Below are 19,503 nucleotides of genomic sequence, written 5' to 3'. Positions count from 1 at the left end.
GCCGTGCCGCCCGCGAGCAGCCCGGCGGCCGCCGCGAGCGCCGCTGCGGCCGCCGTGCCGCCCGCGACGGCCGCCCGCACCCTGCGGGCCTTCACCGTGCGCACCGTCATCCCCCGCCCCCTCACCGGTACTCGGCCAGTCGACGGCCGATGCCCCTGACCACGCCCGCCGCCGCCAGGACGGCCAGCACCGCCGCCCCCGCGGCCAGCGCCTCGTACCCGCCGGCCACGCCGGAGGTCTCCGCGGCGAAGCGGGCCTGCTCGGCCTCGCCTGCCGCGGCCAACTGTCGGTCCATCGCGGCCCAGGCGGCCTCGGTGGTGGTGTCCGAGGCGACGGCCACGGTCGCCCGCAGCGCCGCCTCGTAGTCGCCGGCCCGGTCGCTCGCCGCGGCCGCGTCGTGCCGGGAGTCCCACTGCGCGAACTGCTTGCCGGCCTCGTCCAGCCGGCGTTCCGCCTCGCCCGCGGGGGCCAGTTCGGCCGCCCGTGCCAGCGTGCCTCCGCCGGCCCGGCCGCCGCCCGGCACCGGCGTACCGCCGAGCGACCCGGTGACCGTCTGCCAGCGCTTGCCGTAGCTGTCGCTCGCGCCGCGGGCGACCAGGTTGAGGTTCTCCGCGGCGCGGGCCTGCAGCGCCTCCGTCCGGGCCTGGCCGAGCACCCGCAGCGGTTCGGCGCCCCCGGTGCGGCCGGCCGCCAGCGAGGCGCTGGCGACCGCGCCGCCCACGGCCAGCCACAGCACCACGGCCAGCACCACCGCCGAGGCCGCCACCAGCCCCGGGTTGAACACCCGGTTGGTCCGGCGGAAGAGCAGCACCTGCTGGCCGCCGAGCGCGGCCAGTGCGGCCAGCCCCAGCAGCAGCGCGGCCACGGGCATCGCCCCGGCCGCGGCGAAGTCCTCGTCGAGCTGCCCGGACTCCGCGGCGACCAGCTGCTGCGCGGACGGCAGCATGGTGTTCTGCATCAGCCCCGAGGCGTACCGCAGGTAGGCGCCGCCGAGCGGCAGGCCGAGCCGGTTGTCGGCCCGCGCGGTCTCCACCAGTCCCGCGTACTGCGGCAGTTGGCGGCTCAGCTCGTCGATCCGGTGCTGCGCCTCGGAGTTGGCGGCCGTCCGGGCGGCGGCCCGGGTGAGCAGCTCGCCGGCCGTGGCGAGGTCGTCCTCGTAGCGCTTGCGCAGTCCGGCCGGCTCGTCGCCGGCGAGCAGGAAGCCGCTGGCCGCGGTGGTGTCGGCGTCGGCGAGGGAGCGGTAGATCTCGGCCGCGTCCCGGCTGAGCGGCTGGCTGTGTCCGACCACCCGGTCGGTGGCTGCGGCCCGCCGGTCGGCCTGCCGGGCCGCCGTCCCCCCGAACAGCAGCAGCAGTGCGACCAGGGCGGCGCCCGCCAGCCGCAGCCGGCCCGGCGGGGTGCCCGCCGCCCGCCGCAGTCCGGCCAGCCGTTCGCCGGCGTCCTGCAGCCCGGGCAGCCGTGCCGCGGCGCCGCGTCCCGCCGGCGGCGCCGTGCCCTCGACGACCGTCGGTCCCGTCACCCGCCCCACCTCCCCCTGTGTGCCCCGGATCCCCGGGCGCCCCGCAGGGCGCCGGCCCCCTGATGCCAGCAGTATGGCCGCCGGATGTGACGACCACACGCGAGTTGTGCCGATCTTGAGACTGCACCAAAGGGCCGTTCCGCCCGAACGCGGACGTTCTGTGTGCGCAGCTGCCCGCCCGGGAGCCCGAACACCGCCGCCCGGGGCTCCGCGGCGGCGGCCGTAGCATGGCGGCATGCGTCTGCTCGGCACCATCACCCCGGACCGCCCGCTGCTCGTCGTCGCCGTCCGGGAGGAGGCGGCCCACCTGGGCGAGCGCCTCCCCGTCCTGCTCACCGGCATCGGCAAGATCAACTCGACGGCCGCGCTGGCCACCGTGCTCGCCCAGGGCGCGCGGCCGGCCGAGGTGGTGAACCTCGGGACGGCGGGAGCGCTGCGCGCCGGCCTGGCCGGCACCACGCACGAGGTCTCCCGGGTGCTGCAGCACGACATCGACACCCCGGTGCTGCGCGCGCTGACCGGCCGCAGCTACGGCGCGCCGATCACCCTCAACGACGGCGTCGGCCCGACCCTGGCCACCGGCGACCTCTTCGTCTCGGACGGCGCGGCCCGCGACCGCCTCGCCGAGCAGGCCGACCTCGTCGACATGGAGGGCTACGCGATCGCCACCGTCGCCCGCCGGGCCGCGGTGCCGGTGCGGCTGGTCAAGTACGTCAGCGACGAGGCCGACGACGGCGCCGCTCACACCTGGCGCGAGTCGGTGGACGCCTGCGCGAAGATCCTCGCGGCCTGGGCGGACGAGCACCTCTGAGCCCCGCGTGCAGACACGGCGGAGGCCGGGACCGCTGTGGTCCCGGCCTCCGGCCGTCTGCGCGCGGGGCTCAGCCGGTGATCTGCACGCCGGTCAGCGCGGGCACGAACTGGTCCAGCTCGGAGCGCCAGTAGCGGGCGACGTTCAGGCGGGTCGGCTTCTGCTCGCCGGGGAAGTGGAACTGCATCGAGCTCCACATCGCGGCCCGCTTCACCTCGGTGATCAGGGTGCGCGCCTGCTCCAGCGGCACCACGTGCACCAGCTCCTGCGGCCGGTTGCTCATCCGCGAGGCGCGGTGCACGACGACGACGCGCTCGGTGAGGGTGACGAAGTAGTACTTCACGAACAGCTGGCCGATCAGGCCGAGCTGGCTCATCAGCCACGGGCTCGGGCCGGTGACGGTGTGGAAGGTGACGACGGGCCGGTCGTTCGGCTCGATCGCCGCGATCGCCTCGGCGACCTGCTCCTGCATGGTGGACTTACGGATCGCCATCTGGCGCTTCCCCCTGGGGATCGGGTGGGCGCCCCGTGGACGGGCGCCGTACGAAGCCGGGAGCGTAGCGTTCGTAGGACCGTCCGATCAACGTTCAAACCTTCCGACCCGGATTCTTGACCGTCCCTTGACCGGCAGGTCGCCCGCGGTCCACCGGCGGACCCGCCGCCGCCCGGGGTGTGCGGGCCCCGGGCGGCGGCGGGGGATCAGGGCGCCGGAGAGCCGGACGAGGGGTCAGGCGGCCGCCGGGCGCACGGGTTCGTACGCGGCGCGCAGCCGCAGCTGCGCGCCGTCGCCGGCGCCGATCCGGTCGAGGCCGAGCAGGGCGGCACCGAGGACGGGCGGTGCGACCACGATCCGCGGCTCGGCGAGCGGCGCCACGGCGGCCAGCCGGGCCGTCACGTTGTCGACCAGCAGCGGCAGCCGGGCGGCGAGCACACCGCCGCCGAGTACCACCGGGACGGCCTCGTCCAGCAGGTCGAGCCGCCGCAGCGCCACGGTGGCGAAGCGGACGATCTCGTCGGCCTGCCGGTCGACCAGGCGGAGCGCCACCCGGTCGCCCGCCCCGGCGGCGGCGAACAGCACCGGGACGATCTCGTGCAGCCGGTCCGCGGCGATCTCCCCGAGGTGCATCCCCTCGGCCACCGCGGTGGCGGTGGGCCGCCCGAAGTGCGCGCCGATCGCCGCGGCGAGCCCGGTCGGCGCGCCCCGGCCGTCCTCGGCCCGGGTGGCGTGCCACATCGCCTCGGCGGCCAGTCCGCCGCCGCCGCCCCAGTCGCCGGTGAGCCGCCCGAGGGCGGGGAAGCGCGCGGTGCGCCCGTCCGGCAGCAGGCCCACGCAGTTGATGCCGGCGCCGCAGACCACGGCGACGCCGCGCGGGCCGTCGGTGCCGGCCCGCAGCAGCCCGAAGGTGTCGTTGGCGACGGCGCTGGTGGTGCCCCAGCCGCGGGCCTGAAGGGCGGCGAGCAGCCGCTCCTCCTCGACCGGCAGGTCGGCGTTGGCGAGGCAGGCGGACACGTGCGCGGCCACCGGGGTGCCGGGTCTCAACCCGGCCTGCTCGGCGACCGATTCGACGAGTGGGGCGAGGCCGCCGATGGCCTCGTCGGCGCCGTCGAGCTGCGGCTGGAAGCCGCCGCCGCGGGCGGAGCCGAGCACGGTGCCGTCGGCGGCGACCAGCGCCACGTCGGTCTTGCTGTTCCCGGCGTCGACGGCGAGGACGCCGGGGAGCGGGGCGTCGTGCTGGCGGGTCATCGGTTCCCCTCGGTGCGGTTCGGGGCGGGGTGGTGCGAGGCGGTCATCGTCGGGTCACGCCCAGCCGAGGTGGGCGCGGTTGTGGGCGATCAGCCGGTCGGTGAGCCGGTCGGCGAGGTCGATCTGGCCGACCAGCGGGTGGGCGAGCAGGGCGTCGAACACGCGGTCCCGGCCGCCCTTGAGCGCGGCCTCCAATGCCAGCTGCTCGTAGCCGGTGACGGCGGCGATCAGGCCGGCGTACAGCGGCTCGACGGGGCGCTGCGGCAGCGGGCGCACGCCCTGCGGGTCGACCTCGGCGGGGACCTCGATCACCGCGTCGTCGGGCAGGAAGGGCAGCACCCCGTTGTTGCGGGTGTTGACCACCTGCACGCCCGTGGTGCCGTCGGTGCCGAGCAGGGCGGCGATCAGCTGGACGGCGGCCTCGGAGTAGAAGGCGCCGCCGCGCCTGCCGAGCAGTTCGGGCTTGGTGTCCAGGGCCGGGTCGGCGTACATCTCCAGCAGCTGCCGTTCGATCGCGGCCACCTCGGCGGCCCGCGAGCCCTTCTCCTTCAACTCCTCGACCACCAGGTCGTGCTGGTAGAAGTAGCGCAGGTAGTAGGAGGGGACGACGCCGAGCCGGCGGACCACGTCGAGCGGCAGGTGCAGGTCGGCGGCGATCGCCTCGCCGTGGCCGGCGAGGAGTTCGGGCAGCACCTCGCGGCCGGTGGCCGCGCCGGGGGCGTCGAGCAGGGTGACGCCGCGCTCCCAGGTGAGGTGGTTGAGGCCGACGTGGTCCAGCCGGATGCGGTCGGGCTCGACGCCGAGGTGGCCGGCGAACTTCCGCTGGAAGCCGATCGCCACGTTGCACAGGCCGACGGCCTTGTGGCCGGCGGTCTGCAGGGCGCGGGTGACGATGCCGACCGGGTTGGTGAAGTCGACGATCCAGGCGTCCGGGTTGGCCCGGCGCACCGTCTCGGCGATGTCCAGCACCACCGGCACGGTGCGCAGCGCCTTCGCCAACCCGCCCGCGCCGGTGGTCTCCTGGCCCACGCAGCCGCACTCCAGCGGCCAGGTCTCGTCCTCGTTGCGGGCGGCCTGCCCGCCGACCCGCAACTGCAGCAGGACGGCGTCGGCGCCCTGCACCCCGGCGGCGACCTCCGACGCGGTGGTCACCACCGCGTCGTGGCCCTGCCGCGCGAAGATCCGCCGGGCCAGGCCGGCGATCAGCTCCAGCCGATCGGCGGCCGGGTCGACCAGGACGAGTTCGCCGATCGGCAGGGTGTCCCGGAGCCGGGCGAAGCCGTCGATCAGCTCGGGTGTGTACGTGGAACCGCCGCCGACGATTGCCAACTTCAGTGCGGACATCAGCCCTTGACCCCTGTCAGTGTCACGCCTTCGATGAAGGCCTTCTGTGCGAAGAAGAAGAGGATGATCACCGGCGCCATCACCAGCAGGGTGGCCGCCATGGTGAGGTTCCAGTCGGTGTGGTGGGCGCCCTTGAACGACTCCAGGCCGTAACTGAGCGTCCAGGCGCCCGGGTTCTCGCTGGCGTAGATCTGCGGGCCGAAGTAGTCGTTCCAGCAGTAGAAGAACTGGAAGAGCGCGACCGCGGCGATCGCCGGCCGGGCCATCGGGAGGACCACCCGCAGCAGGGTGCGGACGTCGCCGCAGCCGTCGATCCGGGCGGCCTCCAGGTACTCGTTCGGCACGGTCAGCAGGAACTGCCGCAGCAGGAAGATCGAGAACGCGTCGCCGAAGGCCATCGGCACCAGCAGCGGCCAGAGCGAGCCGGTGAGGTGGAGCTGCTTGGCCCAGAACAGGTACATCGGGATCACGGTGACCTGCGGCGGCAGCATCATCATCGAGACCACCGCCATCAGGGCGAGCCGCCGGCCGCGGAAGCGGAACTTGGCCAGGGCGTACGCCACGGGGAGGCTGGAGACGACGGTGAGCAGGGTGCCGAGGCCGGCGTATAGCAGGCTGTTGCGCCACCAGGTGAGGAAGCCGGGGGTGCGCCAGACCTGCGCGTAGTTCTCCCAGTGCCAACTCGTGGGCCACAGCTCGGAGGTGAGCGCCTGGCGGTCGCTCATCACCGAGGTGAGCAGCACGAAGACGAAGGGCAGCAGGAAGAACAGCGCGGCGGCGATCGCCAGCGAGTGCACGGCGACCCACTGGAGGGCGGCGCGCCGGCGGGCGGTGCGGGCGGCGGCCGTCCGGACGCCGGCCGGCAGCGGCAGAGCGGGGTTGAGCGTCATGGCTCAGTCCTCCACCAGGCCGGAGCCGCGCCGCAGCAGCAGGGCGGTGAAGGCCATCGAGATCGCGAACAGGACGAGGGCGGCGGCACAGGCGGTGCCGGTGTCGAAACGCTGGAAGCCGAGGTTGTAGACCATCTGCGGCAGGGTCCAGGTCGAGCCGTGCGGGTAGCCGGGCTCGAACTGCTGGCCGGAGCCGCCGATCACGCCGCTGGCGACCTTCCCGGCGACGATCGCCTGGGTGTAGTACTGCATGGTCTGGATGACCCCGGTGACCACGGCGAACAGCACGATCGGGGTGATGTTCGGCAGGGTGACGAAGCGGAACCGCTGCCAGGGGCCCGCGCCGTCCAGCTCGGCGGCCTCGTACTGCTCCTTCGGCACATCGAGCAGCGCCGCCATGAAGATGACCATCAGGTCGCCGATGCCCCACATGGCGAGCAGGGTGAGGGCCGGCTTGGACCAGTCCGGGTCGGTGAACCAGCCGGGCTGCGGCAGGCCGAGCTCGCCGAGCAGGTGGTTGACCGGGCCGGTGCCGGGGTTGAGCAGGAAGGCGAAGGCCATCGTGGCGGCCACCGGCGGCGCGAGGTAGGGCAGGTAGAAGGCGGTGCGGAAGAAGCCGGCGCCGGTCTTGACCTTGGTGATGAGCACGCCGACGCCCAGGCCGAAGGCGACCCGCAGGGTGACCATGACGGCCACCAGCCACAGGGTGTTGCGCAGGCCCTGCCAGAAGAACGGGTAGTGCTCGAAGAGGTACGTCCAGTTCTTCAGGCCGTTGAAGGTCGGTGCGGTGAAGCCGTCGTACTTCATGAAGGAGAAGTACGCGGTGGAGACCAGCGGGTAGGCGAAGAACAGGCCGAAGCCGATCAGCCAGGGGGAGAGGAAGGCCAGGGTGCGGACGGCCTCCCGGCGGCGCTTGCGGCGCAGCGCCGCCGGCCGGGGGGTGTCGAGGAGTGCCATGGCGCGTCCGTCACTTGGCCTGGTCGATGGCCGCGTCGATCTCCTTGGCGGTGGCGGTGAGCCCGGCCTTCAGGTCGGTGAGTCGGCCGGACTCGTACTCGTAGCCGAGGTTCTGCAGCGAGACCTGGTAGGCGCCGCCGTTGACCGAGGCGGGCGTGGTGGAGGAGTTCGGGTTCTTCGCGATGGCCAGGAAGGTACGGAAGTTCGCGTCGGCGTCGAGCTTCGGCGAGTCGAGCGCGGCGAAGGTGCTGGGCACGTTGTGGATGGCGTTGGCGAAGCCGACGACCGCATCGGTGTCCGTGGTCAGGTACTTGACGAGCTGCCAGGCGGCGGTCTGCTTCCGGCTGCCGTTGGCGATGCCGATGATGGTGCCGGTCTGGTAGCCGCGGCCGTAGGTGGCTGCCTGGTCATCCGGGACGGGGAAGGGTGCGGTGGCCCACTCGAAGGCCGGCTTGTCCTCGGCGAGCGAGGCGGTGCGCCACTCGCCGTCGATGGCCATCGCGACCTGGCCGGTGGTGAACGGGTTCTTGGCGCTGAACTCGTCGCCGAAGCCGGTGCGGTACTTCTCCAGCTTCTCGAAGCCGCCGAGCTTGTCGGCCAGGCCCTTCTGCCAGGCGAACATCGCGGCGACCCGGGGGTCGGAGGCTATGTCGGACCTGCCGTCCTGCCCGAAGTAGCCGGCGCCGTACTGGCCGAGGAAGTGCGAGGGGGTGGACTCGTAGCCATGGTAGTTCGGCATGAAGCCGAGCTGCTTGTAGCCGTCGCCCTGGGCGGTCGTCAGCTTGACGGCGTCCGCCTCGAACTCGCCGAAGGTCTTCGGCGGGGCGGTGATGCCGGCCGCGGCGAAGGCGGTCTTGTTGTAGTAGAGGCCGTACGCGTCGCCGAGCAGCGGCAGCGAGCACTGGTTCCCGCGGTAGCCGCTGTAGGAGAGCATCGCGGCCGGGAAGGTCCTGGCCGGGTCGATGCCGTCCTTCTTCAGGAAGGGCGTGAGGTCGGCCCAGACCTTGGCGGAGCAGAACTTGCCGACGTTGTCGGTGGTGAACGAGGAGACCACGTCGGGGGCGTCGGCGCCGCCGGCCCGCAGGGCCTGCTCGCTCTTGTCGTCGGCGATGTTGCCGACCACCTTGACGTGGATGTTGGGGTGGAGCTTCTGGAAGGCGGCGATGTTGGCGTCGATCGCCTTGGTCTCGTTGTCCTGGCTCCAGCCGTGCCAGAAGGTGATGGTGACGTCCTTGCCCTCGGCGGAGCCGTCGTCCCCGCCGCCCTGGGGGGTGCCGGTGCAGGCGGTGAGCAGGGCGAGGGCGGCGGCGGCACCGGTGGCGGCGGCGAGCGTCCGGCGGGTTCTGCGCGGGGTGTGCACTTCGGGGTCCTCCTGGGGGTACGCGGGCAGGGGGCATCGCCCCTCGGCCCGTGTGCGGGAGACGGTGGCGTGGCGGTGGTGCGGGTCAGTGGGTGGAGAAGGCCGCTTCCCGGGCGGTGGCCAGGGCGCGCTGGAGCGCGCCGTGCAGGACGGGGGAGCCCGGGACGGCGCTGCAGCGCACCTCGGGGCGGGGGATGGAGATCAGGGCGAGCGACTCCTGGACGAGGGCGCGCAGCCGCTCGCCGCCGGCGGTGGGGATGCCGCCGGAGAGCACCAGCAGTTCGGGGTCGACGACGGAGACGATGACGGCGAGGCCGACGGCGATCCGCTCGGCCAGCTCCGCGAGGAAGGCGTCGCCGTCGCCCTCGGTCCGCAGGGCCAGGGCGACGGCCTCCTCGGCGGTGCCGGCGGTCAGGCGGTGCGCGGCGGCGAGCTCCAGGACGGCGTCGGCGCCGGCGAGTTCCTGGAAACCGCCGGAGTTGCGCCGCCGCACGTCGCGGACGACCGGGGCGCCGGGCACCGGCATGTAGCCGACCTCGCCGGCGCCGCCGGTGAAGCCGCGGTGCAGCCGCCCGGCGATGACGATCGCGGCGCCGATGCCCTCCTCGGCCCAGAGCAGGACGAAGTCCTCGCAGCCGAGCGCGGCGCCGAAGGCCTGTTCGGCGATGGCGGCCAGGTTGACGTCGTTCTCGATCGAGAACGGGGTGCCGAGCGCGGCCTCCAGGTCGGCGAGCAGCCGCGGGGAGTGCCAGCCCGGCAGGTGGGAGGCGTAGCGGAGCTTGCCGGTGGCCGGGTCGAGCGCGCCGGGCACGCCGATGACGACCTGGTGGAGGCTGCCGGGGGCGAGGCCGGCCCCGCGGACGGCGTCGGCGACGGCCTCGCCGACCTTCTCGACGGTGCCGGCCGCGGACCAGCCCTTGGTGGCGACCTGGTGCTCGGCCAGGGTGGTGCCGGTGATGTCGGCGACGGCGATCCGCACGTGGGTGGTGGTGACGTCCAGTCCGGCGACGTATCCGGCGGCCGGGTTGACCTGGTAGAGCTGCGCGTTCGGCCCGGGCCCGCCCGCGGTGGTGCCCACCGGTACCACCAGTCCGGCGGCCTCCAGCCGGGTCAGCAGCTGGGAGGCGGTCGGCTTGGAGAGGCCGGTGAGGGTGCCGATCTGGGTTCTGGAGAGCGGGCCGTTGGCGAGCAGCAGTTCCAGGGCGGCGCGGTCGTTGATCGCGCGGAGCAGGCTCGGGGTGCCCGCGAGCGGGGGTCGGGTGGTGTCGGTCACGGCTCGATCCTCCTCTGCGGGTGCAAAACGGTCACCCGCGGGTCCGCCGGGTGACGCGGTGAACTGTTAGGAAAGTTTCCAATTGCTTCGAGAGGACCGTAGATCCCGGCCGGAGCAGGTGTCAATGACCTGATGTCGAAGCGTTACCCCGGGTACGCGGCCCGGCACGGAAAAGGGCCCCGTTCCCACCCGGGAACGGGGCCCTGCCGAACACCTGCTGCCGCTAGGGCTGCTCCACCGACTGTGCCGGTATCGGCTTGACCGCGGCGGACTGCGGCGACGCCGGGTCCGAGAGCGCCGAGGGCGCTGCGATGTCGGCGGCCGGGACGGCGGCGACCGGTGTGGCCGACACGGTGACCGCCTCGTCCTTGAGCTTCACCCCGGCCTCGTCGAAGGCCTGCTTGAGTCGCTGCCGCAGCGCCCGCGCCACCTGCGCCGACCTGCCCGGCGTCGTCCGGGCCTCGACCTTCAGCACCAGCGAGTCGGTCGCCACCGAGTCCACGCCCAGCACCTTGACCCGGCCCCAGATCAGCTCGTCGTACGGGGTCTCCTTGGACAGCTGCTCGGCCGCCTCGGTGATCAGCCCCTCGACCCGGACGAGGTCCTCCTTGTAGCCGACCTGGACGTCCACCGTGGCGGTGCCCCAGCCCTGGCTCATGTTGGCGATCCGCTTCACCTCGCCGTTGCGGATGTACCAGATCTCGCCGCCCACACCGCGCAGCTTGGTCACCCGCAGGCCGACCTCCAGCACCGTGCCGGTGGCCACCCCGGTGTCGATCTCGTCGCCGACGCCGTACTGGTCCTCCATGATCATGAAGACGCCGGACAAGAAGTCCGTCACCAGGTTCCGCGCGCCGAAACCGATCGCCACACCGGCCACACCGGCACTCGCCAGCAGCGGCGCGAGGTTCACGCCCAGCGCCGAGAGCACCATCAGCGCCGCCGTGCCGAGGATGGTGAACGAGGCCACGCTGCGCAGCACCGAGCCGATCGCCTCGGAGCGCTGCTGGCGGCGCTCGGTGTTCACCACCCCGCTGTTGGCCAGCAGGCCGCCGAGGCGGCCCATCATCTCGTCCTCGTCCTCCGAGGGACGGCCCATCCGCGACACCAGCTGGGTTATCAGCTTGCGGACGACCGCGCGCAGCACCAGCGCGAGGACCACGATGAAGACGATCCGCACGCCGCCCTCGACCCAGCTCTGCCAGTTCTGGTCGAACCAGCTGGCGGCCTGCTTGGTGGAGGCCGTCACCTCGTCCGCGCTGGTCGGCAGCTTCAGGTCGAGGGTGGGTTGGGCGGGCGAAGGGGTGGCTTCGGCCAGGAGGCCGGTGACACCGGAGCGGAACACGTGCGGGCCTTCCGTGGTGCGGGGTACGGCCGGCGCACGGCGCCGGCACGGCCCGGCTGGCGGACCGTCCCGTCCCACCCTAGCGGCCCGGGCGGGCACGCCCGGACGGCCCGTCAGCCTGCCCCGGCACCCGCACACACCCCCTCACCGGCGGCGACGCGTGCACCGGGCCCGGCGCGCGGGCATACGTCCTATGACGGATTCCACATCCGGTCCGTTACACAGGAGTGGTGGCGCCGTACGAAGGCGTAAGGCGACACTGGGGGAGATCGCGCCACAGCGCGATCACCGCTCGTCCCGGCGCGAGCCACGCGCCGCAGGCGTCCAAGGAGGCATCCGTGCCGCATGTCCTGGTCCTCAACGCGTCGTACGAGCCACTCGGAGTGGTCTCCACCCGCCGCGCCCTCATCCTGGTCCTCAACCACAAGGCGGTCAGCCTCGAGGACTCCGGAACCACACTGCACAGCGCCACCACCACCGTGACGGCACCGTCCGTCGTCCGTCTGACCCGCTTCGTGCGGGTCCCGTTCCGCGGGCCCGTCCCGCTCACCCGCCGCGCACTGTTCGCCCGTGACCACGGGCGCTGCGTGTACTGCGGGGCCGCCGCGACCAGCGTCGACCACGTCATTCCGCGCAGCCGGGGCGGCCAGCACCGGTGGGACAACGTGGTCGCCGCCTGCCGCCGCTGCAACCACGTCAAGGCCGACCGGCACCTCTCCGACCTCGGCTGGCGCATGAAGCACGCCCCGGCCCCGCCCAGCGGCCTCGCCTGGCGCGTCATCGGCACCGGGATCAAGGACCCGCGCTGGCGCCCCTACCTGGAGCCCTACGGCGGCCTCGACCAGTTCCGTGAGTACGAGCACCACGACCATACCGACCATGCGGGTGCCCTGCCGGCCCCGGCCGCGAGGACCCACCCGACCCGCCGCCGCGGGGAGCCCGAACCGCTCTCCGCCTGACAGACAAGGGCCTGCCCGTCACACTTCGGTACGCCTCATGGGCCGCCGGCGCACCCCCCAGCGGGAGCGTCGGCGGCCCGCCGTCTGCATCCCAGGAGCCCGCACCGTGCCGCCCGAGAGCCGCCGCCCCGCCACCGCCGAACCGCTGTCCTCCGACGCCGTCTCCTTCGACGCCGTCTCCTTCGACGGCGACGACACCCTCTGGGACTTCGCCGCCGCCTTCGCCCCGGCCATCGCCCACGCCGCCGACCTGCTCGGCGCCGAGCTCGGCGCGCCCGTGGAGGTCGACTGGCTGCAGCGGATCCGCGAGGAGGTCGCCGCCGGCCTGCCCGGTGCCACCCTGCCCGAGCTGCGCCTGGCCGCCTTCGCCGAGGCCGTCCGCCGCCGTGCCGGCCGCCCGGAGCTCGCCGACCGGGCCTTCGAGGCGTTCATGGCCGCCCGCGCCCGCTCCACCCGGCTCTTCCCCGAGGTCGCGGAGGTCGTCGCCGCACTCGCCGCCCGGATGCCGCTCGCGCTGACCACCAACGGCAACGCCGAACTCTCCTGGACGGGCCTCGACCCGTACTTCAGCGCGGTCGTCCGCGCCGTCGACTGCGGTCGCTCCAAGCCCGACCCGGCGATCTACCTGATCACCGCCGAGCGGCTCGGCGTCGCGCCGGCCCGCATCCTGCACGTCGGCGACCACCCCGTCGAGGACGTCGCCGGGGCCCTCGCCGCCGGGTTCCAGGCGCGGCTGATCGACCGGACCGGCCGCACCCCCGGCGCCCTCACCTCACTGGCCGGGCTGCTGCTCAGCCGGTGACGGCGTACAGCTCGACGCCCCACAGCGAGTAGCCGTACTTCGTCGCCCGGGTCACCCCCTGCACGCGCAGGAACCGGGTGCCCGGCGCGTCGAAGCGCACCGTCTCCACGCCGCCCTCGCCGTCGTCCACGGTGGCCACCGTCGTCCAGGTCACGCCGTCCGCCGAGGTCTGGACCTTGTAGGCGGCCGCGTGCGCGTCCTGCCAGTGCAGCACCGCCGAACCCAGCCGCGCCGCCTGGGGCAGCGCCAGCTGCACCCACGAGCCGTCGGTCGCCGGCGAGGACCAGCGGGTCCGCGGATCGCCGTCGTTGATGTTGGCGGCCGGGAAGGCCGGCGTCTCGTCCGCCGAGGAGGTGGCGGTCGCGGCCCGCGCCAGGTCCGGCCCGCCGGCCGGCGGCACCACGTGCACCAGCAGGTCCTGCCGGACGGTCAGCGTGCCCGCGGTGAACGTCACCGGCAGCCGGTAGGTGCCCGAGGGCGTCCCGGCCGCCGCCACCACCTGCAGCGGCACCCCCACCCGGCCGCCGCGCGGCACGGCCACCGCGGTGCCCTGGGTGACGGTCAGCCCCTTGGCGACCGCAGGCACCTCCACCTTCAGCTCGCCGCTGGTGCCCTCCGGCCGGCCGGTCTCGAGCACCGCCTTCGTCACCTGCGGCACGGCCTGGCCGGTCACCACGTCCAGGCTGGAGTCCGACAGGCTGAGCCGCGCCGCCGGGGTGTCCGCGTACCAGGGCACGATCTGGTTGACCACCGGGGCCTGGAAGCCGGGCGCCCACACCAGCCGGATCGCGTCGGCCGGCCGCCCGCCGGCCGGGAGCTCGTTGTAGCCCGGCTTCAGCGTGCCGATCGCCGTCCAGAGGCCGTCCGCACCGCGCACCGCCACCGTCGCGACCGCCTGCACCGTCGGGTCGGTCAGCACGGTGACCCGGTCCAGCGGCCGGGCCGCGCCCAGCTCCACCGTCAGCGGCGCCGAGACCGACGTCGGCGCCTCCGCGGCGCGGAACGCGGTGTCCGGGTCGCCGTCCAGCACCGCGTCCGGCGAGGAGCCCGGCGCCGCGGCCGGGCCGGTCACCACCGCGGGCGTGTCGTCCGGCGCCGCGACCGAGAACTCCCGGACGGCCACCGCGGTCTTCTGCGCCGTCCGCGCGCGCAGCCGCACCGCCTTCGCCACCGTGCCGGCCGGGGCGGTCACCGACACGCTCTTCTGGCCGTGCACGACCGCCAGCTGCTTCCAGCCGCCGCTGCCCGTCGAGTACTCCAGCACCCCGTCGCGCAGGTAGTCGTCGGCCGCGGTCGCGGCGTCCGGGCCGTCGCCCCACGAGCCCATCAGCACGGTCACCCGGCCGAGCGGACGGCCGTTGCCGAGGTCCAGGCCGACCGCGTCGCCGGCCTGCGGCGGGGACGCGCTCCAGTAGAAGGTGTCCGCGGCGCCGTCCGTCATCAGCGCCGGCCCGTGGTCGTTGGCCGTGCCGATCGTGGTGGTCGGCGTGCCCGCGCCGGCGTCCACACCGGCCCAGGTGTCCGCGTCCTTGAGTGCCCGCTCCAGGAACGGGTCCAGCACCCCGGCGCCCAGCGTCACCGTGCCCTGCCCCAGCTGCTCGCGCAGCTGCCGCAGATCCACCCGGGCCTGCCAGGCCGCGCTGCCGTCCCCGCCGCGCTGCGCCAGCAGCATCGCGACCGCCGCCTGCCCGGCCCGGCCGTAGGTGGCCAGCCGGACCAGCCACGGGCCCGCGTCCTGCGCCACCGCCTCGCCGGCGAGGGCCTGCGGCGCACCCGCCATGGTGGCGAAGGCCTCCTGCAGCGGCGCGGCGGCCGCCTGCAGCGCCGCGCGGTCCGGGGTGCCGCCCGAGGACGGCTCCAGCGCCGCCCAGAAACGCTCCATCAGCGGAGTCAGGTAGCCCGACTCCTGCTTGTCCAGCGGCGAGGACGAGCTGTTCCCGGCCAGCGCCGCGAGCGCCGCCTCGGCGCCGCCGCTGCCGGACATCGCGTGCACCGCCGCCTTCAGCGAGTCCGCGGACCGGTAGCCCTCCGGCTTCCAGCCGAAGTCGGCGGCGGTCGCCAGTGGCAGCCGGGAGGCCACCGGCTGCGCCATCGCCGCGGTCAGCAGCACCGCCGAACGGGTCGCCACCGCCGGGTCGCGGTTGGTGTAGCCGCCGAGGAACAGCCGGTCCGGCGTGGAGTCGTTGACCGGGTAGTTGTCCATGGTCACCAGCGGACGGTCGAAGAGCGCCGCCGTCTCGGCGAGCTGGTCGCCGGTCACCTTCGGCGCGATCACCGCGCCGCCGCTCCACGCCACCTGCACGCCCGCCGGCAGCGCCGCCGCCAGCGCCTTGCGGTACGGCGTCGCGCCCTGCTTCTGGTACTCCGTCGGCACCACCGACAGCGGCGCCAGCTCGGGGTGCGCGGCGATCAGCCGCTTCTGCACCTTGGCGGCCAGCTCCGCCTGCGCCTTCGCCGCCGCGGCCGGGCCGGTGCCGTAGGTGCGGCGGTCACCCGGGCAGTGCCACTCGTCGTAGCTGACGTCCAGGAACTGCAGCTGGAAGGCGCCGAAGCCGAGCCTGCGCAGCCCGTCCAGCTTGGCGACCAGCGCGTCCACGTCCTTGCCGGAGCCGTAGCAGAACGACTGTCCGGGGTCGATGGAGTAGCCGAGCACCACGTGGTTGTCCCGGGCCCGCTCGGCCAGCCGGCGCAGCGCGTCCTGCTGCGCCTGCGGGTACGCCTCGCGCCAGCGGGAGGTCCGGTACGGGTCGGCGCCGGGCGCGTAGAGGAAGAAGTTCTGCTTGGTGCGGCCGAGGAAGTCGATCTGCTCCAGGCGCTCCGCGGTCGTCCACGGGGTGCCGTAGAAGGACTCGGCGGTGCCGCGGACGGGCGCGCCCGTCGGCCAGTCCCGCAGGACGACCCCGGGGAAGCCCCGGCCGGCCTCGGCCGGGCCCTGGCCCTGGCCGGACTGGATCGGCGCGAGCAGCTGCCGCAGGCTCTGCGCCGCGTAGAAGGTGCCGGTCGCGTCGGCGCCGGACAGCACCACCGCGCCGTACGTCCCGCCGCCCGCCGCGGGCAGCTGCCCGGCGGCCAGCACGTAGCCGCCGGCCGGCAGCCCGGTCACCGACACCTCGGAGGCTGCCCGCCCGGCGGCCGAGGCCAGCCGGCGCAGGACCTGGTCGGTGTCGCCTCCGGCACCCTCGCCGGGGCCGCCCACGTACACCACCAGCGAGCCGGCGGCGGGGGAGGCGCCGGGGTCGGCCTCGACGATGTCGGTGGCGCCCGCGGCGCCGAGCACCTGCCGGACGGCGGCTAGCGCGGGGCCGTCGGCGTGGTGCGGTGCGACCAGGGCGACGGTGTCCGGCACCGCGACGGCGCCGCCCGCGGCCTGCAGCTGCTGCGGGCGCGGGTACACCTGCGGCTCGGTGATCGAGCCGAGCGGGGTGACCGGGGCGGTGGTGACGGGGCGGTCGCCGATCGACGGTGCGGCGAGGGCCGCCGGCCCGGCCAGCAGACCGCCGACCACCGCGGCCGCGGACAGCGTCGCGGCCAGCTGCAGGGCGCTGCGGCGGCGGCCGGCGGGGGTGCGCCGCTCGGCACGGACGGACGCGAGCAGCGGCTCGGTGCCCTTGATGTCGGCGATGAAGCGGTCCGCGGCGCGGGGCGCCAGCTGGCGGGCCGTCCGGGCGGCCGTCCGGCGCGCCGTCAGCGCGGCCGGGTGGTTGAGGAGTTCGCGCAGCGCAGGGCTGTGGTCCAGCTGCTGCCTGAGCCGCCGCCCGGCGGCCACCGACACCCGTGCCTGCACCGGACCTCCTCCACGCTCCGGGCAGCCGGTCCGCCGGGCCCGCCACCCGGGGTCACCGCCGTGCCCGCCTAGCGGGCCAGCCCACCAGGTGACCGGCCGGGTGTCAACGCCGTTGGCGGGTATGCCCGATTTGCGCATCTGTCGGTCGGTGACCGGGTCCGGCCCGGCGCGCGTCCGCCGATCTGCGTCGGCGTGCCCGGTCGGTCCCGTGTCGGTCGGGGTCGCGAAGGGTGCGGGCGGGTAGGACTGTGCCTGTTCGCGTTCGGTGATGTCCCGACTCCAGGGAGCCGCGAGTGGCCGCATACCTTGACCGTGACCAGGCCGGGGAGCAGGTCCCCGCCGAGGACGCTCCGCCCCCGCCGCCGGACCTGGTGGCGCTGGCGCACGCGTACGGGGTGGACAGCACGTACAACCCGGGCGGCGGGAACGTCCCGGTCGGGTCGGACACACTGGTCGCGGTGCTGGCCGCGCTCGGGGTGGACGCCTCGACGCCGGAGTCCGTCCGTGCGGAGCTGCACCGGCACCGGGTGGAGACCGCCGCCCGGCTGCTGCCGCCGACGGTGGTGGTCCGTCAGGGCCGCCGCACCGCGCTGGACGTCCCCGCCGAGGCCGAGCTCGCGGTCGAGCTGGAGGACGGAGGCCACTGGGGCCTCCCGAAGGGCCACTCGCACTGGCTGCCCGCCGACCTGCCGCTCGGCCGCCACCGCCTCACCGCCAAGGCCGGCCCCCGCGAGGCCTCCGCCGCGCTGATCGTCGCCCCGGAGCGGCTGCCGGAACTGCCCGGCCGCTCCTGGGGCTTCCTCGCCCAGCTCTACTCGGTGCTCTCCGACCGCTCCTGGGGCATGGGCGACCTCGGCGACCTGGCCGACCTCGCCCAGTGGGCCGGCCACACGCACGGCGCCGGCTTCGTGCAGATCAACCCGCTGCACGCGGGCATGCCGGGCACCCCGTCCGACCCGTCGCCCTACCGTCCGTCCTCGCGCCGCTTCGCCGACCCGGTGCACCTGCGGATCGAGGCCGTCCCGGAGTACGCCTACGCGGGCCTCGACGGGTACGCGGAGCGGGCCGGCCGGCTGCGCGCCGAGGTGCTCGACCACGACGGCCTGATCGACCGGGACGCCGTCTGGGCGCTCAAGCGCGAGGCGCTGGAGGCGCTGTACGCCGTGCCCCGGACGGCCGGCCGGGAGGCCGCCCTGCGAGCCTTCACCGAGCGCGAGGGCGAGTGGCTGGAACGGTACGCCACCTGGTGCGCGCTCGCCGAGGTGCACGGCCCGAACTGGCACGGCTGGCCGAAGGGCCTGCGCCGCCCCGACGGCCCGCACCTCGCCGCGGCCCGGGCGGAGCTGGCCGAGCGGATCGGCTTCCACCGCTGGCTGGCCTGGCTGGTCGACGAGCAGCTCGGCCGGGCCCAGCAGGCCGCCGAGGACGCCGGCATGGCGGTCGGTCTGATCCACGACCTCGCGGTCGGCGTGCACCCGGACGGCGCCGACGCCTGGGCGCTGCAGGACGTCCTCGCCAACGGCATCTCGGTCGGCGCCCCGCCGGACGCCTTCAACGCGCACGGCCAGGACTGGGGCCTGCCGCCCTGGCGCCCCGACGCGCTGGCCGCCACCGGCTACCGGCCGTTCGCCGACCTGCTGCGGGCCGCCGCCCGGCACGCGGGTGCACTGCGGATCGACCACGTGATGGGCCTGTTCCGGCTCTGGTGGGTGCCGGCCGGCCATCCGCCCACCCGCGGCGCCTACATCCGCTACGACGCGGAGGCGATGCTCGGCGTGCTCGCCCTGGAGGCGCTCCGGGCCGGCGCGTACGTCATCGGCGAGGACCTCGGCACGGTGGAGCCGGGCGTCCGCGAGGAGCTGGCCTCCCGGGGCGTCCTCGGCACCTCGGTGCTCTGGTTCGAGCGGGACTGGCAGGCCAAGGGCGAGATCCTCCCGCCGGAGCGCTGGCGGGCCGGCTGCCTGGCCACGCTGACCACCCACGACCTGCCGCCGACCGCGGCCCGGCTCGGCGGCGAGCACGTGGAGCTGCGCCACCGGCTGGGCCTGCTCGCCCGCCCGCTCGGCGAGGAGCAGGACGCGGCCCGGACCGAACTCGCCGAGTGGGCCGCCGAACTCACCGCCCGGGGGCTGCTCCCGGAGGGCGCCGAACCGACGCCGGAGGCGCTGTACGCCTTCCTGCTCGCCACCCCGGCGGCCCTGGTCGGCGTCTGGCTGCCGGACGCGGTCGGCGACCCGCGCCCGCAGAACCTGCCCGGCACCTGGGACCAGTACCCGAACTGGCGCCTCCCGGTGGCCGACCGGGAGGGCCACCCGGTCACCCTCGACGCCCTCGCCGCGGCCCCCTCCACCGCCCGCCTGGTGGCCGGTCCGGCGGCCCGGCTCGGAAGGCGCACCCCGCCGAGCGGCGGCGTGTGAGCGGCCGGTACGGTGGCAACGTGGACAAGAGGAACGCTATGCGCGCCGGTGCGGTCACCGCGGCGGCCACGCTGATGATGCTGATGACGTCGCCCGCGATGGCCCTGACCCGCGACGACGGTGACCAGCCGGGCTCCGGGATCAGCACCGCCGAGGTCGTCGGCATCTACGTGCTGCTGCCGATCGCGCTCTTCCTGGTGATCGCCGGTCTGGTCTGCCTGCCCTCGCTGAAGAACAAGGGCAAGAACAAGTAAGACGTCCGTCCGAGCGCCGTCGGGGCACCGCCCCGGCGGCGCTC

Annotated in this window: 15 protein-coding genes; 5 read left to right on the top strand and 10 right to left on the bottom strand. The window is 74.8% G+C overall.

What is annotated here, in order from left to right; genetic code table 11:
- Positions 1-121: 121 nt before the first annotated feature.
- Complete coding sequence (locus KSNIM_RS12635) at positions 122-1,519, bottom strand: CHASE3 domain-containing protein (RefSeq protein WP_263103334.1); 1,398 nt, start codon at positions 1,517-1,519, stop codon at positions 122-124.
- Positions 1,520-1,754: 235 nt separating this feature from the next.
- On the opposite strand from KSNIM_RS12635, the gene KSNIM_RS12630 reads away from it, so the two are divergent.
- Complete coding sequence (locus KSNIM_RS12630) at positions 1,755-2,330, top strand: nucleosidase (protein ID WP_263103333.1); 576 nt, start codon at positions 1,755-1,757, stop codon at positions 2,328-2,330.
- Positions 2,331-2,400: 70 nt separating this feature from the next.
- Here the strand turns inward: KSNIM_RS12630 and KSNIM_RS12625 are convergent, their stop codons facing one another.
- From KSNIM_RS12625 to KSNIM_RS12590, 8 genes are all read right to left on the bottom strand, one after another.
- On the bottom strand, positions 2,401-2,823 hold the full coding sequence (locus KSNIM_RS12625; protein WP_263103332.1) for a hypothetical protein: 423 nt from the start codon (positions 2,821-2,823) through the stop codon (positions 2,401-2,403).
- A 234-nt stretch (positions 2,824-3,057) separates the two neighbouring features.
- The gene (locus KSNIM_RS12620) at positions 3,058-4,074 is read right to left on the bottom strand and encodes an N-acetylglucosamine kinase (RefSeq protein ID WP_263103331.1); all 1,017 of its coding nucleotides are present in this window, start codon (positions 4,072-4,074) and stop codon (positions 3,058-3,060) included.
- A 54-nt stretch (positions 4,075-4,128) separates the two neighbouring features.
- Positions 4,129-5,409, bottom strand: a complete 1,281-nt coding sequence (locus tag KSNIM_RS12615; protein WP_263107929.1) for a 6-phospho-beta-glucosidase — start codon at positions 5,407-5,409, stop codon at positions 4,129-4,131.
- 8 nt (positions 5,410-5,417) lie between these two features.
- Complete coding sequence (locus tag KSNIM_RS12610; RefSeq protein ID WP_263103330.1) at positions 5,418-6,308, bottom strand: carbohydrate ABC transporter permease; 891 nt, start codon at positions 6,306-6,308, stop codon at positions 5,418-5,420.
- A 3-nt stretch (positions 6,309-6,311) separates the two neighbouring features.
- Complete coding sequence (locus KSNIM_RS12605) at positions 6,312-7,265, bottom strand: carbohydrate ABC transporter permease (protein ID WP_263103329.1); 954 nt, start codon at positions 7,263-7,265, stop codon at positions 6,312-6,314.
- 10 nt (positions 7,266-7,275) lie between these two features.
- On the bottom strand, positions 7,276-8,625 hold the full coding sequence (locus tag KSNIM_RS12600; protein WP_263103328.1) for an extracellular solute-binding protein: 1,350 nt from the start codon (positions 8,623-8,625) through the stop codon (positions 7,276-7,278).
- A gap of 85 nt (positions 8,626-8,710) precedes the next feature.
- Positions 8,711-9,898, bottom strand: a complete 1,188-nt coding sequence (locus KSNIM_RS12595) for an ROK family transcriptional regulator (protein ID WP_263103327.1) — start codon at positions 9,896-9,898, stop codon at positions 8,711-8,713.
- 223 nt (positions 9,899-10,121) lie between these two features.
- Positions 10,122-11,174 carry a mechanosensitive ion channel family protein gene (locus KSNIM_RS12590; RefSeq protein ID WP_263107928.1) on the bottom strand — a complete coding sequence of 351 codons (1,053 nt, stop codon included), beginning with the start codon at positions 11,172-11,174 and terminating at the stop codon, positions 10,122-10,124.
- 407 nt (positions 11,175-11,581) lie between these two features.
- On the opposite strand from KSNIM_RS12590, the gene KSNIM_RS12585 reads away from it, so the two are divergent.
- Together KSNIM_RS12585 and KSNIM_RS12580 are read left to right on the top strand one after the other, a co-directional pair.
- Complete coding sequence (locus KSNIM_RS12585; RefSeq protein ID WP_263103326.1) at positions 11,582-12,202, top strand: HNH endonuclease; 621 nt, start codon at positions 11,582-11,584, stop codon at positions 12,200-12,202.
- 106 nt (positions 12,203-12,308) lie between these two features.
- A complete protein-coding gene (locus tag KSNIM_RS12580) occupies positions 12,309-13,004 on the top strand; it encodes an HAD family hydrolase (protein WP_263103325.1) in 696 nt (231 codons plus the stop codon).
- Here the strand turns inward: KSNIM_RS12580 and KSNIM_RS12575 are convergent.
- Positions 12,994-16,788, bottom strand: coding sequence for a beta-N-acetylglucosaminidase domain-containing protein (locus KSNIM_RS12575; protein ID WP_263103324.1), 3,795 nt, complete (start codon positions 16,786-16,788; stop codon positions 12,994-12,996). The genes KSNIM_RS12580 and KSNIM_RS12575 overlap by 11 nt on opposite strands.
- 293 nt (positions 16,789-17,081) lie before the next feature.
- Here KSNIM_RS12575 and malQ point away from each other — a divergent pair, with 293 nt between their 5' ends.
- Positions 17,082-19,205, top strand: a complete 2,124-nt coding sequence (malQ, locus tag KSNIM_RS12570; protein ID WP_411543697.1) for a 4-alpha-glucanotransferase — start codon at positions 17,082-17,084, stop codon at positions 19,203-19,205.
- 20 nt (positions 19,206-19,225) lie between these two features.
- Positions 19,226-19,459 carry a hypothetical protein gene (locus KSNIM_RS12565; protein WP_263103323.1) on the top strand — a complete coding sequence of 78 codons (234 nt, stop codon included), beginning with the start codon at positions 19,226-19,228 and terminating at the stop codon, positions 19,457-19,459.
- Positions 19,460-19,503: the final 44 nt, after the last annotated feature.

The organism is Kitasatospora sp. DSM 101779, from assembly GCF_025655475.1.
In the GTDB taxonomy this organism is placed as follows: domain Bacteria; phylum Actinomycetota; class Actinomycetes; order Streptomycetales; family Streptomycetaceae; genus Kitasatospora.
The sequence above is the reverse complement of the archived record's forward strand: the minus strand, read 5'-3'. Positions and strand labels throughout refer to the sequence as shown.